This window comes from Achromobacter sp. F4_2707 (genome assembly GCF_047501535.1).
In the GTDB taxonomy this organism is placed as follows: Bacteria; Pseudomonadota; Gammaproteobacteria; order Burkholderiales; family Burkholderiaceae_B; genus Yanghanlia.
Map to the genome: position 1 here is coordinate 1 of NZ_JAZDRJ010000003.1, position 16,119 is coordinate 16,119.

The 16,119-nt window shown below is 57.0% G+C and carries 14 protein-coding genes and 1 pseudogene; 13 read left to right on the forward strand and 2 right to left on the reverse strand.

Annotated features, from left to right (window positions below; translation table 11 throughout):
• A partial coding sequence (locus VRY85_RS03665) for a Bug family tripartite tricarboxylate transporter substrate binding protein (protein WP_414597256.1) occupies window positions 1–755 on the forward strand: 755 nt, incomplete at its 5' end.
• Between the two features lie 170 nt (window positions 756–925).
• Here the strand turns inward: VRY85_RS03665 and VRY85_RS03670 are convergent.
• Window positions 926–2,272 carry a hypothetical protein gene (locus VRY85_RS03670; protein ID WP_414597257.1) on the reverse strand — a complete coding sequence of 449 codons (1,347 nt, stop codon included), beginning with the start codon at window positions 2,270–2,272 and terminating at the stop codon, window positions 926–928.
• Between the two features lie 211 nt (window positions 2,273–2,483).
• Here VRY85_RS03670 and VRY85_RS03675 point away from each other — a divergent pair, with 211 nt between their 5' ends.
• From VRY85_RS03675 to VRY85_RS03720, 10 genes and pseudogenes are all read left to right on the forward strand, one after another.
• The gene (locus VRY85_RS03675; protein ID WP_414597487.1) at window positions 2,484–3,698 is read left to right on the forward strand and encodes an NAD(P)H-dependent flavin oxidoreductase; all 1,215 of its coding nucleotides are present in this window, start codon (window positions 2,484–2,486) and stop codon (window positions 3,696–3,698) included.
• A 224-nt stretch (window positions 3,699–3,922) separates the two neighbouring features.
• The gene (locus VRY85_RS03680) at window positions 3,923–4,825 is read left to right on the forward strand and encodes a MurR/RpiR family transcriptional regulator (protein WP_414597258.1); all 903 of its coding nucleotides are present in this window, start codon (window positions 3,923–3,925) and stop codon (window positions 4,823–4,825) included.
• 75 nt (window positions 4,826–4,900) lie between these two features.
• Window positions 4,901–6,214 carry an aspartate aminotransferase family protein gene (locus VRY85_RS03685; RefSeq protein ID WP_414597259.1) on the forward strand — a complete coding sequence of 438 codons (1,314 nt, stop codon included), beginning with the start codon at window positions 4,901–4,903 and terminating at the stop codon, window positions 6,212–6,214.
• Window positions 6,214–7,272 (forward strand): ABC transporter ATP-binding protein, encoded by a 1,059-nt coding sequence (locus VRY85_RS03690; protein ID WP_414597260.1) that lies wholly within the window; start codon window positions 6,214–6,216, stop codon window positions 7,270–7,272. The genes VRY85_RS03685 and VRY85_RS03690 overlap by 1 nt, the downstream gene beginning before the upstream one ends.
• Window positions 7,273–7,334: 62 nt before the next feature.
• Window positions 7,335–8,360, forward strand: coding sequence for an ABC transporter substrate-binding protein (locus tag VRY85_RS03695; protein WP_414597261.1), 1,026 nt, complete (start codon window positions 7,335–7,337; stop codon window positions 8,358–8,360).
• Between the two features lie 11 nt (window positions 8,361–8,371).
• Entirely contained in the window at window positions 8,372–9,214 is an 843-nt protein-coding gene (locus VRY85_RS03700; protein WP_414597262.1) for an ABC transporter permease, read from the forward strand.
• Window positions 9,211–10,065, forward strand: coding sequence for an ABC transporter permease (locus tag VRY85_RS03705; RefSeq protein ID WP_414597263.1), 855 nt, complete (start codon window positions 9,211–9,213; stop codon window positions 10,063–10,065). Before VRY85_RS03700 ends, VRY85_RS03705 begins: the two co-directional genes overlap by 4 nt.
• A 40-nt stretch (window positions 10,066–10,105) precedes the next feature.
• Complete coding sequence (locus VRY85_RS03710) at window positions 10,106–11,488, forward strand: aspartate aminotransferase family protein (protein WP_414597264.1); 1,383 nt, start codon at window positions 10,106–10,108, stop codon at window positions 11,486–11,488.
• A 147-nt stretch (window positions 11,489–11,635) separates the two neighbouring features.
• A complete protein-coding gene (locus VRY85_RS03715; protein WP_414597265.1) occupies window positions 11,636–11,845 on the forward strand; it encodes a CsbD family protein in 210 nt (69 codons plus the stop codon).
• A 131-nt stretch (window positions 11,846–11,976) separates the two neighbouring features.
• Window positions 11,977–12,315, forward strand: a pseudogene (locus tag VRY85_RS03720) (CopD family protein); the annotation flags it as partial.
• Here the strand turns inward: VRY85_RS03720 and VRY85_RS03725 are convergent.
• Window positions 12,295–12,828, reverse strand: a complete 534-nt coding sequence (locus VRY85_RS03725) for a DUF2231 domain-containing protein (protein ID WP_414597488.1) — start codon at window positions 12,826–12,828, stop codon at window positions 12,295–12,297. The pseudogene VRY85_RS03720 and the gene VRY85_RS03725 sit on opposite strands and share 21 nt — an antisense overlap.
• Window positions 12,829–12,930: 102 nt before the next feature.
• On the opposite strand from VRY85_RS03725, the gene VRY85_RS03730 reads away from it, so the two are divergent.
• Together VRY85_RS03730 and ctaD are read left to right on the forward strand one after the other, a co-directional pair.
• A complete protein-coding gene (locus tag VRY85_RS03730) occupies window positions 12,931–13,566 on the forward strand; it encodes a cytochrome c oxidase subunit II (RefSeq protein WP_414597266.1) in 636 nt (211 codons plus the stop codon).
• Window positions 13,563–16,058 carry a cytochrome c oxidase subunit I gene (ctaD, locus tag VRY85_RS03735; RefSeq protein WP_414597267.1) on the forward strand — a complete coding sequence of 832 codons (2,496 nt, stop codon included), beginning with the start codon at window positions 13,563–13,565 and terminating at the stop codon, window positions 16,056–16,058. Before VRY85_RS03730 ends, ctaD begins: the two co-directional genes overlap by 4 nt.
• The last annotated feature ends 61 nt before the right edge of the window (window positions 16,059–16,119 follow it).

Sequence of the window (16,119 nt, forward strand, 5' to 3'; positions counted from 1 at the left end):
CGCTGGGGGCGGGAGTCGCAGCGCGCGCGGCGCCGGATGGCTATACCTTTTTCATGGGGGGCGCCCACCATGCGGTAGCACCCTCCATCTACAAGCAGCTGAGCTACGACATTCAGAAAGATTTCACCCCGGTGGCGTTGTTGGCGCAGCCGCCGCAGATCATTGTGGTGAACCCAAGCAACTTGCCGGTCAATAACGTTCAGGAGCTCATCGACAAAGCGAAGGCCGACCCAGGCGGCATTAACTTCGGCTCTGCAGGCATGGGCAGCACCCACCACCTTGCAGGCGAACTTTTCGCTCTGAAAACCGGTGTTGAGCTCACCCACGTTCCCTACCAAGGCGCGGGCCCCATGCTTAGCGGCCTGATTACCGGCCAGGTCGATATCGGCTTCGACGGCCTGGGGTCGTCCGCCTCCCATATCCGTGCAGGCTCGATCCGACCGCTAGCCGTGGCAGCTGCACAGCGTTCACCATCCTTCCCGGATGTACCGACGGCAGCGGAAGCGGGTGTGCCCGATTATGAAGTCTCCACCTGGTACGCCATGTGGGCGCCTGCCGGCACACCACCGGACATCGTCGAGAAAATGTCCGAGGAGATCACCAAGGCCTTGAACAGCCCAAAGATCAAAGAACTGTGGGCCAGTAACGGCAGCGCGATACCCAATATGACGGGTGCCCAGTTCGGGCAATTCGTGGATAGCGAGATCGAACGCTGGGCGGGCGTAGCCAAAGAAGCAGGGGTAGAACCACAATAAGCTGGTTTATACCTTGGCCGCACAACGGCCAACCTTTCGTCACAAACCACAAGGGGGCGCATCGTCGCCCCCTTTTCCATGCGCGCATCATCCAAAAAAACCAAAGAAAAACCGGGACAGACCCCAATTTCTTTGCTGACAAACAGCTGAAACCGGGACAGACCCCGATTTTAGGGGTTATCTATGCGGTGGCAGGTGCGGGTGTAGAGTGCCAGTGCGCGGAGGATGTTCCAGGCCAGCAGGCCGGCTGAGGCGGCTAATGCGATGGCGGCGGGTAGGAGCACGGCGGGCATGAAGCAGGCGGTGGTCAGCAGCACAACGGCGCACAGGTGGGCGATGAACTGGCGCATGGCGTCGCGTTCGGAAATGAATTGCCGGACTTTTGGGATGAAGGGCAAAGCTATGGGGGCGCGTCGTTGGGCGTTGTGCCACAGCAGAAAAGGCACAATTTTGTACAGCATGCCGTTGACGGCTGATACTGCAAAACCTGGAATCAGCAAAGTGCCCAGCAGCATTTCCTGGGTGTTGCCCGACAACGTCGGCCAGGCGCTGCGGCTTATGCCCAGCAAGGCGGCGAGAACCAGTGACGCCATGGCGGCGTGCCAGAACCAGGTTGTGGGTTCTGGGCTGGGGCGTTTGCGAGTCCAGAGCAGCCAGGCGGTGAAGAGACCATAACCCAAATAGCATAGTGCCAGACCGGCATTGGCAAGCCGCTGCGGCAGCGTGGCCGCATGGCTGTTTGATAGTTGCCAGGCACCCGAAAGAGTGAGTACGACCAGCAGTAGAAACACAAGCGGCGCGAGAACGTCGGTGATGCGTTTCGGGTAGATTTCCGTAGCCTGAAAGATGGGAATGACTTGATACGAAATGCCGATAACCAGCAGCCCCACCCAGCCAGCCAGGCCCCACAGAATGTGTAGATCAGGCAGCCCATGCAGCCAAGCACCGGCTTGGGCGGCGCCGGCGCCCACGCTCCACAAGCCGCCACGCAGGCCTGCCATGAACAGCCCCAGGGCGATGGTGGCACCCAGCGCAGCCAGCGCCAACCGTACTGCAACGAGAATTTCCCCCGATCCGGGCGAACGTTGCTTGCGGTCACGCCATAACCCCCCTGCGACTGCGGCCAAGAACAGCACAAAGGCGGCACCTAGCAATATGACCGCAGCAGTGTGAAATACGGCTTTTACGGTGATGAAGCCGATGGCCAGTGATAGGGTTCCCAGCGTCAGACAGGCATGAACAACTGTTGAAGTGATGCGTGGCCGCAACACATGGATATGGGTGGCAACGGGCAGAATCTGCATCATCGCGCCCAGCATGGCACTGGCCAGCACGCCCAGTGTCAGAAAGTGCGCAGTGGCTAAAACAGTGGGATTCCAGCGTATATAAGGGGAACCTGCCCACGCTTGCCAGCCTAGAGTCAGGGCGGCCAGCATTAAGAATAGGGGAACATTCAGAAAGAATCTGAATGCCACAGCCAATGGAGGAGAGCGATCAAAAGCTAGAGCGCGTTGCATAAAATCAAGTATAGTTGACTGCGCCTGTAGGATAATCATGCTGTATGCCGGTCAGTTTGCCTTGATATTTATTAAGGTCTGTCGGCTTCCCAGGGCGCATAGTTCTATGATCAGGACAGGGCCCTTCCAGGCTGGTTGGTTGAGGCAGGCGCATGCGGCGCGGGGGTGCTTTTCAGTGCTTCTCTGTCACCACAAAGCATGAATTTTAAGGATTTCTAGCGTGTTGCATACTGCATTGGAGCGCCTCAAGGTAAAAGGCAGGTCCCTACTGCCTATCGTTCAGGGCGGCATGGGCGTGGGCATTTCTGCTCACCGTCTGGCTGGCACCGTCGCTTCGTTGGGTGCCTTCGGCACAATTTCCAGCGTCGACCTGCGTCGCCATCACCCCGATCTCATGGAGCAGACCAAGCGTTCGCGCGATAAGGCGCTTATCAACGAAGTGAACCTCGTTGCGCTTGATCGCGAAATTAAAGCTGCTAAAAAATTGTCCGGTGGCAATGGCGCGATTGGCGTCAACGTCATGAAGGCGGTTGAGCAGTACCCGGAATACATCCGCCAATCCTGCGAAAGCGGTGCGGACGCCGTCGTGGTGGGCGCTGGCTTGCCGCTCGACTTGCCCGACCTTACCGCCGACTTCCCAAATACGGCCATCATCCCGATTTTGTCCGATGTGCGCGGCATTGCCGTCATCCTTAAAAAGTGGATGCGCAAGAACCGTTTGCCCGATGCCATCGTCATCGAGAACCCCCGCTTTGCCGGTGGGCACTTGGGGTCACCTACGGCGGATCGCATCAACGATCCTTCGTACGCGTTTCCCACCGTGCTGGAAGGCACACGCCAGTTACTGAAAGATCTCGATCTCGAAAAAGAGAATATCCCGCTTATCACTGCGGGTGGTATTCACAGCCATGAGCAGTTCAAAGAACTGCTTTCCCTGGGCGCCAATGCGGTGCAGATGGGCACGCCTTTCGCCGTCAGCGAAGAAGGTGATGCACATGTGAACTTCAAACGCGTATTGGCGGAAGCCAAGCCGGAAGACATTGTCACCTTTATGAGTGTAGCGGGCCTGCCTGCACGTGCTGTGCGCACGCCCTGGTTGGATAACTACCTGAAGAACGAAGCCCGTTTGCAGAATATTGCCAAGGTTAAGCCGTGCACGGTGGCATTCGATTGCCTGGCTCAGTGCGGCCTGCGCGATGGCATTTCCAAGCAAGGCCAGTTCTGCATCGACACCCGTCTGGCTTATGCCCTGGAAGGCGATGTCAATCGCGGCTTGTTCTTCCGTGGCGCCGATAAACTGCCGTTTGGCAGCGCCATCCGCCCAGTGCGTGAGCTCATCGAATACATGCTGACCGGCCTGCGCCCTGCGCTGTCGGTTGTTTCTAACCCCGGTGTTCGTCTGATGCCGGAACCAGTTCCCGCCTGATACCCGTCCAGTTAAAGCTTTAAAAACAAAGCGCTGCATGTATGCCATGCGGCGCTTTTTTTGTATGCCGATCCAGGCTAAGCGCCTGTAGCCGCAAGCCCCTTCCCACCTTAACCCCGCTCATACAGAACGGCCTTGCAGGCTGATTTCTGTGCATCAGATTAGGGTAAACATGCATTAGCTTTGTGCGTGTTTGGTCTACCATGCAATGGAGATTTGTATTTATGGCTCGGTATGAAATGAAAGCGAACAGCATCAATGATCTTCGCGTGATTCTTGAAAACGAACGTAAGGCCAAGGGGCGCGGGCGGATAGGGGATAAAACGCTGAAGGTTCTGGCAGACTTGCTCAGTCGTCCGGGGATTGCTGCTGTAGATAGCATTTCTTCATTGGCAGCCTATAGTGGTGTTGACCCCTCCACGCTGACCAGGTTGGGGAAGCGTTTGGGTTTTTCTGGCTTCGGCGAGCTTCAGGATGTCTTTCGTCAGCACGTGGCGCGCACTCAACCGTTCTACAGTCGCCGCATTCAGGAACGCATTGAAGAACCCCTGGGTGACGGAGCGGAGGGCCTGTTGCAGCAACATGCTCGCACTGAGTGCCAGCGCCTGGTTGCCGCCATGGAATCTATGGATCCGCAAACCATCGAACAGGCTGCGGATCTCCTTGTGGCGGCCCGCCATGTTTATGTGCTGGGAATGCGGGCCACGTATGCGCTCAGCTATTTCATGGGCTCGTACTTGGGAACGTTCAGGCAGAACGTCAACATTCTGAGTGGGCCCGGGGTGGCTCTGGGCGCGGAGATTTCTCGCATTACAACGGAAGATCTGCTTGTTGCAGTGAGTTTTCGCCCTTACACGAAACTTCTGGTGAAAGCGGTGGAAGTCGTTAAGGAAAGTGGTATTCCGGTGTTGGCAATTACCGATGCGGGTTCGGTATTCAGTACTGAGCCGGGGCAAGGTGTCACAGTCGCCATCGATCAGCCGTATTACTTCGATTCAGCAACCGCCCAGTTTTTCATGATTCAAACCTTATTGCTTGCCGTGGCCAGGCGGTTGGGGCCAGGGGCAGTGGATATAGCTAGGCGGCGCGAGCAAATATTTCGGGCACTGGATATCGACGTGCCATAAGGCAAAGGGCTGGTGGTAAAGCAGTGTCCGGCCTACGGTGGTATCCCGCTAATTAACGAACTTGACGAGACCACAATGAACAGTACGACATCATTATCCGCAACAGCAGTGCAGCAAGAGCTGGAAAAAGCGTGGGACCGCTATCGGCAAGCGAACCCGCTCAGTGCTGAACACCACGCCCGGGCCCGTGAAGTCATGCCGGGCGGCAACACGCGAACCGTTCTGTTCAGTGACCCTTTTCCAATCATTCTGGCATCGGGGGAAGGCTGTTATGTGACGTCACTGGATGGCACAACCTATGTGGACTACCTCGGGGAATACACAGCCGGTTTGTATGGCCATTCCGACCCGATACTACGCCAGGCGGTTGTGGATGCCATGGATAGCGGCTGGGTTCGTGGCGGCCACATCCTTCAGGAAGAAAAATTCGCCCGGTTGATCTGCGAGCGTTTCCCCTCCATTGAGCAGGTGCGCTTCACCAACTCGGGGACGGAAGCCAACTTGTATGCAATGTGCACAGCCCGCGAACTCACCAAGAAGAACAAGATCATGGTGTTTGAAGGGGGGTATCACGGTGGCGTTTTTATGTTTGGCGGCAAAGGCGGAACCCTCACTGTTCCGTTTGATTTTGTGAAGGCGCCTTATAACGACTGGCCCGCCACCAAGGCGATGCTTGATCAGCACAGGGAGGATCTGGCGTGCGTCCTGATTGAGCCCATGCAAGGCTCGGGCGGCTGCATACCAGCGGCTCGGGAATTTTTGCAGGCCTTGAGAGATTGGACATCCAGCCACGGTGTGCTCTTGGTTTTTGACGAGGTGATGACGTCTCGTATGTCAGCTGGGGGCCTGCAGGCACTGCATGGAATCATCCCCGATATGACGACTCTCGGAAAGTACATCGGTGGCGGCTTCGGTTTTGGTGCTTTCGGGGGGCGGGAAGATCTGATGCGGGTGTTTGACCCGTCCCGCCCGGAATTTCTCCCACATGCCGGTACGTTTAATAACAATGTTTTCACCATGATGGTGGGCGCGACAGGGTTGGAGCAGGTCTATACGGCGGAACGCGCTAAACAACTGACGGAAAGCGGCGAGAAGCTGCGCAGCCGTTTGAATCGGGTGGTCACCGACGCTGGTTTCCCCATGCAGTTCACGGGCGTGGGCTCTTTAATGAATGTGCATGCCTGCACCGGAACGATTCGCAGCATACGAGACCTCGTCAACAGTAATCAGCCGCTGCGCGATCTTTTCTATTTCGACATGCTGGAGCAAGGCATCTGGCCTGCGCGGCGCGGCATGCTGAACCTTTCACTGCCAATGGGAGAGGCAGAATTTCAACGCTTGGAAAGCGCGGTGGTGAATTTTGTTGAGTCGCGCAAGGAGCTTGTTTAATGACGTCCATTGAGTTGCAGGGTGTGACCAAGAAGTATGGCGATCTGCAGGTGGTGCAACCTACGCATCTCAGGGTGGAGCCGGGTGAGTTGGTGACCCTGCTTGGCCCGAGTGGTTCGGGAAAGAGCACGATTCTTTCGATCATCGCAGGCCTGGTTTCACCAAGCAGTGGGCGCATCGTGATCGGAGAGCAGGATGTCACATATATGCCTCCCGCACAGCGAAATATTGGCATGGTGTTCCAGAACTATGCGCTCTTTCCGCATATGACTGTTTACGACAATGTTCGTTTTCCGTTAGCAATTCGCAAATTGTCGCGGTCGGAAATCGAGGCCAAAGTAAAGCGAGCTTTGGAGATGGTTCGGCTGGAAGGGTTGGGAGACCGAAAAACACACCAGTTATCGGGCGGTCAGCAGCAGCGGGTAGCGCTGGCCAGAGCTCTGGTATTCGAACCACGCATCCTGCTTCTGGACGAGCCGCTTGGAGCCTTGGATAAGAAGCTGCGCGAAGAAGTGCAGATCGAGCTGCGCCAGTTGCAGCGTGAACTCGGTGTCACAACCATTCTGGTTACCCATGATCAGGAAGAAGCACTGACGCTTTCCACGCGACTGGTGGTGCTTGATGCAGGGGAAATCCAGCAGGCCGATACCCCGCAGCAGGCCTATCGCTACCCAGTGAACCGGTTTGTCGCCGAGTTTATTGGTACTGCAAATCTCTGGCCGGGCGAGGTACATGGCGCGCGCGAGGAAAGCTTCATCACGCTTGTTAATGGTCAGAAGTTTTCCGGCAGATCCGCTGAGCAAGTTAATGGTTCAGCCTATTTGATGCTCAGGCCGGAAGACCTTGAAGTACAGCCAGAGCCAGAAGGCGATGGCCTGTTGGGCACAGTGAAGGACATGGTTTATCTAGGCCAAAACACACGTATGCATATTCAACTTGATTCTGGCTTGACCGCAGTAGCCGTGATGAGTGGAGTCAGGAGTTTCACGACTGGGCAGGCTGTCCGCGTGAGTTGGTTGCCGGAGCACGCATGGCTGCTGCCGGCTGAGGGAACATGAAAAGCTGATCGCCGGAACTCCGGTGATTATTTTCACTGAAGTAACAGGAGACAGAAATGGGTATGAAAACGATATTGAAAGCCCTGGGCAAAGGCGCTGTGGTATCAGCAGTGGCGATGTCCTCTTCTTTGGCTTTTGCGCAGGTAAAGGAATTCAGAATCCTGGAATCTGGAGGCCCGAGCGGAGAGTCCATCGATAAAGCCTACATCACTCCGTTCACCGAGAAAACAGGGATTAAAGTCACCAGAGAGAGTCCGACGAGCTTAGGCAAGCTGCAAGCCATGGTGCAGTCGGGTAATGCCACTTCGGTGCTTGTGGAACTTGGCAGCACCAACCTTTTTATGGCTAGAGCGCTCGACCTCGTCGAGCCATTGGATTGGGACAAGATCAACCCAGACCCCATGTTCGAGGAAGCCAAGTTGCCGGATGGCTTTGGCTATCAGTATTTTTCCACCATCTTGGCTTGGAAGGAGGGGGCGCCCAAGCTAGAAAGCTGGGCGGATTTCTGGGATACGGAAAAATTCCCCGGTAAGCGAGCCTTGCCCGACTACCCCGGCTACACCTTGCCGTTGGCCTTGTTGGCAGACGGGGTGAAACCTGAAGAGCTGTATCCGCTGGATGTCGAGCGAGCTTTTAAAAGCTTAGAGAAGCTGAAAAAGGATGTGGCCGTATGGTGGCGTGCTGGGGCTCAGTCGCCGCAACTGTTGGAAGACGGCGAAGTGACTTATGCGGCCGCTTGGTCAGGCCGCATTGTTGGCAATCCCAAACTGGAATACACCTACAAGGAAGGTTTGCTGCAGGTGTCGTATTTCGCAGTGCCCAAGGGGGCGGACGCCGCCAGTAAAGAAGCGGCAATGGGCTTGCTGCACGAAATGTCCAAGGTAGAGAACCAGGCTAAGGCGGCCGAGGTCGTACCTTATACAGGGCCGAGCCCGGACATCGAAAAGCAACTGTCTGCCGATGTACTTGACCACTATCCCACTTCACCGAACAACAAGGCTGTTCAAGTGCTCGCAGACCCGAGCTGGACGGCGGAAAATGCCCGGGAAATTGAACGCCGCTGGCAAGAGTTCAAGCTGGGTATGTAAGGAACGGGAAAATGACTGCCATCCGCTTGCGTCCGGTCGCTCCGGCGGCCTGGCTGGTACTGCCGCTCTTGATATTGGTGCTTATCGGCTTTGATCTGCCTTTATTGGGGGTCGTATGGAAAAGCCTGTTTGATGGTCGTGGCGCGTTCAGTCTGGACGCCTACTACACCATCGTGGACGCACCGGTTTATGCCCGGGTCATGGGTAATACCTTCCGGATTGCAGTCATTTCCACCCTGTGCTGCGCCTTGCTGGGTTATCCGCTGGCGTATTGGTTGCGCGGTTTGTCCAGAAGATGGCAGATGGTTGGCTTGGCTGCCATTGTGATTCCCTTCTGGATCAGCATTCTCGTACGCACCTATGCCTGGATTGTCATCTTGGGTAATGCAGGTATTGTTAATCGCTCATTGCTGGCACTGGGCTGGACTTCATCTCCCATTTCTTTTCTTTATAACGAGCTGGGGGTGATGATCGGCACCATCAATGTGCTGCTGCCTTTTCTTGTCTTGCCCTTGTTCGCAGCCATGATGAAGATTGACGACAGCCTGCTGCAGGCAGCGGAGACGCTCGGAGCCAGCAGGTGGGCGGTGTTCTGGAAAGTCTTCTTTCCGCTCAGCCTGCCAGCTCTGCTGGCGGGCGCCATACTGGTTTTCATATTGACACTGGGTTTTTACATTACGCCTGCCATTCTTGGTGGAGGGCGTGTCCCAATGATCGCCAACATGTTGGATTTACTGATTAACGAGATGCCTAATTGGGAGCTGGCATCCACGATATCCGTCGTCCTGCTGGTGGCAACACTCGCTTTGTTCGTGGTCTATCTGCGTATCACGCGCGATGAGAGGCAGGCATGAAAACCCCAGCACAGAAAAATACGTCAGGCCGTCAGGTAGGCGTGGTCGGCACGAGCCGAACTAGCGACGGGTTGGTTAGAAGACTCAACCGCGTGTTGCTGGGAGGGGCGGCAATCGGTGTGTTGCTGTTCCTGATCTTGCCCGTGCTGATCGTGATTCCCATGTCGTTTTCAGAGTCCAGTTCCCTGCGGTTTCCGCCGCAAGGTTTTTCACTGCGCTGGTATGTTCAGGTGTTCACGGATTCTGGTTGGTTGACCGCGATGCGCACCTCTTTGGTGCTGGCTGTCCTGTCCAGTACCCTGGCGTTGGCGTTGGGCAGTTTGGGAGCGTATGGGCTGGCGCGCGGCACATTCAAGGGGCGAGACCTGCTGCAAAGCAATTTCATTGCGCCGTTAATCATCCCGTCTGTAATTCTGGCCGTGGCGCTTTACTTGGTGCTGGCGATGACCAGCATGCTGGGTACGTTTACCGGCTTATTGCTGGCGCATACGCTGTTGGGCGTGCCCTACGTGGTACTGATTATGACGGTGGCGATCAGGAGCTTTGATGTAAGCATAGAACAAGTGGCATTCACACTGGGGGCGCCTTGGCGGACGATGTTCTTGAAGGTACTGCTCCCCAACCTGCTGCCCAGTGCAGCCGCCGCCTGGATTTTTGCTTTTGTCACCAGTTTCGATGAAGTCATCGTCACGAACTTCATCAGTGGCACCTATGAAACCGTGCCCAAGAAGATGTTCAACGAGTTGATTTTGCAGATTAATCCAGCAATTACCGCCATTGCTTCAATACTGATATTCATCAGCATTGTATTGATGCTGCTGATGGCGAAGCTCCGGTTCCGGGCCCCCTGAACACGTCTGCCCATGCAGGTTTTTCTAACAGGCATCAGATATGACAACACCTCGTAGCAAAGCATCCACGGAATTGACCCAGACACGCGCCGGCGGGCCGGTGCAGGTTTTTTATCAGAAGCCGGGTGACCCCAGGCATGCGACTGTAGCGCGTGGGCGCGGCATTTATTTGTGGGATACCGACGGCAAAAAGTATATCGATGCGTCCTCAGGGCCAATTGCTGTCAATATTGGTCATGGGAATGAGCGTGTCGCTGAGGCCGTGCGAATCCAGATGGAAAAAGTGTCCTATGCCAGTCGGTTTTTCTTCGAGAATGAAGCGAACAGCCGCTTGGCAGATTTGGTGGCGCAGCAAGCGGGTGTGGGGTACGAGCGTGTGTTTTTTGTATCGGGAGGCTCTGAAGCAACCGAAAGCGCACTGAAACTCGCGCGTCAGTACGCCGTGGTGCAAGGGCAGGCGAGCCGCTGGAAGGTGTTGTCGCGCAACCCCAGCTACCATGGCGCCACGCTCGGCGCTGTGGCAATCAGCGGTGACCCAGTGTCTGAGCGCATGTATGGCCCTATGTTCAAGGCCATGCCTAAAGTGCCTGCGCCCTTCAGCTATCGTGTACCCGAAGGCCATACGGCCGAAAGCTATGCCATGGCATGCGCCGCTGAGCTTGAAGCAACCATCGTTCGTGAAGGCCCGGAAAGTGTGCTGGCATTCATCATGGAACCGGTTGGCGGGTTGGCCACCGGGGCGTTGGTATCCACAGTCGATTACTGCCGCCGCGTGCGCGACATCTGTACGCGTTATGGGGTGCTGCTTATTTTTGATGAAGTGATGAGTGGCGCGGGTCGTTGCGGCACCTTCCTCACTTCTCATCAGCTCGAAGGGTGCGAGCCCGACTTGGTCACTTTGGCAAAAGGCCTGGCTTCCGGCTACACCCCGTTGGGAGCAGTGCTGGCGCCTGACGCCATGGTGGCAGCCGTCTCTGAGTCCGGCGGGTTCATGCATGGCTATACCTACTCATCCAACCCCTTGTCCTGCGCCATCGGCTTGGCTGCGGTCGAGGAAACTGTCGAGCGAGAACTGGGGAAGAATGCCCTGTTGATGGGGGCACGAATGCGGTCCCGCTTGCAGGAAGTGCAGCGCCGGCGTCGTGTATTGGGCGATATAAGAGGTCTGGGCCTGCTGATGGCGGTGGAGATTGTTGTCGATCAGGAAAGCCGTGGGATTTTTCCTGGCAGTGTCAATGCCATCGGAAAGATTGTTGCGCTGGCAAGGGAAAGAGGCCTGCTGCTTTATTCGCGCCGCACCGCGGACGGCCTCTATGGCGAATGGCTGATGATTGCGCCGCCTCTTATCGTGACCGAAGAGGAAGTGGACACCATTGCCGAGTTGCTGGATGACACTTTACAGGCGTTTGAAAATACGCTGTAAGTTGAGGTTGGAGATAAGGGCTTAAGCAGGAAGCCCTTTTTTGATGGAAATTTCCTACGGGTGCCGCACGGGAACCTGTTATTCAGGCATGGCGTTTGCCTTATGTGAGGCGATGCGGCGTTGGGCCGCGGATCACAGGAGCTAACGATGAATGAAGATACCGTTAAAGGCCAATGGAAACAAATCAAGGGTAAGGCCAAAGAGGTTTGGGGCGATATTACCGATGACGAGCTGACCCGAGTGGAAGGCAATGCGGATCAATTGGCGGGCCTGGTGCAGGAGCGTTATGGCCGCACTCGAGAAGAGGCCGAGCGTGAAGTGAAGGACTTCTTCGACAAAAACCGCGGCCCGTATTGAGGCCTGTGGCTGTAGCTTATTGATGGCTGTGACGGCATATTTTGCCGTCACAGCCATTAATCTGGCATACCACTTGCTCCCAGAGCGCGTCTCAAACGTAAGGAGGGCGCATGGGCGTGACAGCCTGGGCCATGGCCACTCACATCGTCACTTTGTGCTTGTGGAGCGCAGCTTTGCTGATTTTGGCCGGGCTGTATGCGGCGCCGCCTGCGCGTTCTGAACGAGCGGATGTGTATCGACATGCGCTGATGTGTCGCTATGTGTTTGTTGTGTTGGGCTCTCCGGCAGCGGTACTGGCGATTGTCAGCGGCTGTGTGCTGGTGGCGTTGCGCGGTGCGGATGGTTCGTGGCTGCTGCTCAAGCTGGCTGTAGTGGCGGTGCTGGCTCTCTATCACGCTTATTGTGGCGCTCTGTTGCATAAGCAGAGCGCGACGTCTCCGGCCAGACCATCACTCTGGCGAGCGCCTTTGATGATCGGCATCCTGGTTGTGCTCATCAGCACCATTTTCGTTCTTGTGCTGGCCAAGCCCGACGTGGTGCTCGAATACCAGCTCGCCCCCCAGCCAGCCGGCCATCGAAACTACGAGGGCGCCGAGCAGCGACAAATACAAGCCCCCATGGTGGATGGCCTGCAATGGGTCTTGCAGACGGGATAGCCAATTGATGAAGCCTACCGCCAGCAACATGACCGCCATCACAAAATGGCTCCAGCCCGCCGGGCGATGGCGGATGCCGCGAATCAAGAACAGTTCCAGCGTGCCGATAATGCCGGCGATGATGCCCAGTGCGGTGCCGGCGCCAACCAGCCATAACGATGCCCGCCCCCAGAAAACATCTTGGGTAACCAAGTACGCCAGGTCGGTTGCGACCACGGCCAAGAGAAATGCGATGGGGAAGGGCACCACCATTGGGTGGATGGGGTGGCGCAAGATGGCCACGGCGGTGGGGGTGCTGCGGGGCAGAGGGCGGCCCAGTTTTTTCATGGCAATAGGAAGGTGGGGGCGGGGGAATTTACTGGACGGTGGCAAGCAAAACACCGTTACTCGGTGTAGGCGAGCAAATCGTGTGCCGGCTGAGGAGTGCCTATGCTGAATCCCGCCAGTGAAGTGGCCCGCTCAGTGACGGCTTTGTGGTGGAGTATGGCGGCAGGCACTGGGATCATTCTTGTTCTCATGGTGGTACTGGGCGTAGTGGCTGTGCGCTGGAACCCGCCTCGTTCTCCGGGATGGCGCGGTGTGCGTGTGCTCTTGATTGCGGGGGGCTTGTTGTTGCCGGGTGGGGTGATTGCTGCTTTGCTGGTGTTTGGCCTCAGGTTAGACGAGGCGCAGTGGCCGCCCGGGGCCCGCACTGAAGCGCCACAGGCTTTTCGTGTGGATGTGACTGCTCGCCAATGGCAGTGGGACGTGCAGTATCCGGGCCTAGAGGGCATGCCGCACACGCTGAATGTGGTGCATGTGCCGGCCGGGGCGCCGGTGCACTTGCGCATTATGTCCAGCGATGTGATTCATGGTTTCTGGGTGCCCAGCGTTTCAGGCAAGCTGGACGCCGTGCCGGGCAGAGTCAACCGTTTGCGTCTGCTAATAGACACACCGGGAGAATATTTAGGCCGGTGCGCGGAGTATTGCGGTACGGGCCATGCGCACATGCCGTTCAAGCTGGTCGTCCACCAGCCTGACGATGAGGCAGGTTTGTTGGCCGCCATACGGGAGGATGCACCGTGAATGCTCCGCGCAGCGCACTGGCTCGCCATCAAGAATTGGAGGAGGTTTGGGGAACACCGCCCGGATGGGGCCGCCTGTCGTCGGTCAACCATACCGTGGTGGGCAAGCGCTTCATCATAGCGTCGCTGGTGTTCTTCCTGATTGGCGGGTTGCTTGCGATGTTGATACGCACGCAGTTGGCTACGCCGGATAACGCTTTCATGGAGGCCGGGGTTTACAGCCAGGTTTTCACCATGCATGGCACGGTGATGATGTTTCTGTTTGCCATTCCCATGCTGGAGGGGTTTTCTTTTTACCTGCTACCCAAAATGCTGGGGGCGCGAGACATGGCTTACCCGCGGCTGGGCGCGTATGCCTGGTATTGCTATTTGTTTGGCGCCACCATGGTGGTGTTAAGCCTGTTACTAGGTTTAGCGCCCGACAGCGGCTGGTTTATGTATACGCCCTTGGCCAGCGGGCGTTTTAGCCCCGGCATCGCTAACGACTTCTGGCTGATCGGTATTACTTTTGCGGAAATCTCCGCCGTGTGTGGTGCCGTAGAGCTGTTGACCACGATTTTGCGTATGCGGGCGCCTGGCATGAAGTTGAGCCATATGCCCTTGTTTGCCTGGTATATGCTGGTGACGGCGGCCATGATGCTGTTCGGGTTTCCGCCCTTGATTCTCGGCAGCATCCTGTTGGAACTGGAACGTGCTTTCGGCTGGCCGTTCTACGACCCCACAATGGGGGGCGACCCGGTGCTGTGGCAGCATCTGTTCTGGTTATTCGGCCACCCCGAGGTTTACATCATCTTTGTACCGGCAGCGGGCATGGTGTCGGTGATGCTGGCGACGTTTGCGGCTCGCCCACTGGTGGCCTATCGCTGGGTGGTGGCCAGCGTGGTGGCCATTGGTGTCTTGAGCATGGTGCTGTGGGCACACCACATGTTCACGGTAGGGTTGAGCATTCCGGCTGCTGCGTTTTTTTCCATTGCCAGTACCTTGATCGCGATTCCCACCGCTGTCCAGTTTTTTGTTTGGATTGCCACCTTATGGTGCGGACGGGTGCGCTGGGAACTGCCCATGCTGTTCTTGGCCGGGTTTTTCGTGACTTTCATCGTGGGCGGGCTGACTGGTGTGATGATCGCCATCGTGCCGTTCAACTGGCAGGCGCATGACACGCACTTCATTGTGGCGCACTTGCACTATGTGCTGGTGGGGGGCATGGTGTTTCCGGTGTTGGCGGCGGCGTATTACTGGTTGCCGCACTTTACCGGACGGATGCCTTCCCGCCATTTGGGCAAGGTGTCGTTCTGGCTGATTTTCCTGGGTTTTCATCTGACTTTTCTGCCCATGCACTTGACCGGCTTGGCCGGTATGCCGCGGCGTGTTTATACCTATTCCTCTGACATGGGGTGGGATGTTTTGAACTTGATATCGTCCATCGGCGGCTTTGTGCAGGCGGTGGGGTTTCTTGTTTTTATTGTGGATATTCTGTTGCATGCCCGCGTGGGCAGGCTGGCGCCGCGCAACCCGTGGGGGGCGGGCACATTGGAATGGGCGATGCCGACCCCAGCTCCTTCTTATAACTTTGCCAGCGTGCCGGAAGTTCGGCAGGACCACCCTTTATGGGTGGATCCGGATATTCCTGATGCGGCGGCAGCGGGGCGCTTGTGGTTGGCGGAACCCTCGGGTGGGCGGCGGCTGACCCTTTCTACCGACACGCTCAGTGGGCGCCCACAAAGCGTGATTGTGCTGCCTGGCTCCAGCTGGTGGCCGTTAGCCGCCGCTGTGGCGACGGGGGGCTTCTTTCTATGCGTTTTGTTGAAGTTCTACGGGGTGGCCTTGCTGGCTCTGGCTGCCGCCGTGGTGCTGTTTCTATGCTGGGCCTGGGCGACGGGGTCGCGTGTCGATGCAGGCAAACTTAAAGTGAAGGACGGCCTTGCCCTGCCATTGCATTTTGAACATGCTGCTGGGGCGCCGGGTTGGCATGGCATGGTGTACACGCTGATTGCCGATGCTGCCGTACTGGGTTCGCTAGTGTTTGGTGCCGTGTATTTATGGGCGTTGGCGCCCGGCTGGCCGCCGGCAGAACCTGCGGTGGTGCCCTTATGGGCGGGTGCATTTGCCGGGGTCTGTTGGCTGCTAGGAGCCATAGGCGAACGCGTGGCCTGTCGAGCCCAAAGTTCAGCGCCTCGCGATATCGGCGCTATGGCGGGGAGGGGCTTGCCTTTGCTTGCGCTCACTGCGTTATTGGCGCTGTTGGCCTGGCTGCTGGCGGGTTTGCCTCCTGGCAGCACGCATGCGCAGTCGGCGGTGGTGGCGGCTTTGTTGTGGTATGGCGCCATCCATCTGAGCGTGGCCGTATTGATGTCGTTGTTTCTTGTGCTTCGCCGGCGTGCCGGTTTTGTTTCGCAACGACGCAATCTGGAAGTGCGCGTGGTCCGGCTGTTCTGCCATTACAGTTTCGGCAGCGCCGTGTTGTGTGTGCTGTTGGCCGCCTTACTGAACTAATAAATCAGCGCGTATGCGCTGCACCGTTGTGGCCGTGTTAATGTTCGATTTTTTCTCGCAC

Bases quoted from the DNA above. Each gene is read 5' to 3' on its own strand.
- VRY85_RS03680 (WP_414597258.1), top strand. From the start codon at position 3,923: ATGGCTCGGTATGAAATGAAAGCGAACAGCATCAATGATCTTCGCGTG.
- VRY85_RS03690 (WP_414597260.1), top strand. From the start codon at position 6,214: ATGACGTCCATTGAGTTGCAGGGTGTGACCAAGAAGTATGGCGATCTG.
- VRY85_RS03710 (WP_414597264.1), top strand. From the start codon at position 10,106: ATGACAACACCTCGTAGCAAAGCATCCACGGAATTGACCCAGACACGC.
- VRY85_RS03730 (WP_414597266.1), top strand. From the start codon at position 12,931: ATGCTGAATCCCGCCAGTGAAGTGGCCCGCTCAGTGACGGCTTTGTGG.
- VRY85_RS03700 (WP_414597262.1), top strand. From the start codon at position 8,372: ATGACTGCCATCCGCTTGCGTCCGGTCGCTCCGGCGGCCTGGCTGGTA.
- VRY85_RS03670 (WP_414597257.1), bottom strand. From the start codon at position 2,272: ATGCAACGCGCTCTAGCTTTTGATCGCTCTCCTCCATTGGCTGTGGCA.
- VRY85_RS03715 (WP_414597265.1), top strand. From the start codon at position 11,636: ATGAATGAAGATACCGTTAAAGGCCAATGGAAACAAATCAAGGGTAAG.
- VRY85_RS03705 (WP_414597263.1), top strand. From the start codon at position 9,211: ATGAAAACCCCAGCACAGAAAAATACGTCAGGCCGTCAGGTAGGCGTG.
- VRY85_RS03695 (WP_414597261.1), top strand. From the start codon at position 7,335: ATGAAAACGATATTGAAAGCCCTGGGCAAAGGCGCTGTGGTATCAGCA.
- VRY85_RS03725 (WP_414597488.1), bottom strand. From the start codon at position 12,828: ATGAAAAAACTGGGCCGCCCTCTGCCCCGCAGCACCCCCACCGCCGTG.
- VRY85_RS03685 (WP_414597259.1), top strand. From the start codon at position 4,901: ATGAACAGTACGACATCATTATCCGCAACAGCAGTGCAGCAAGAGCTG.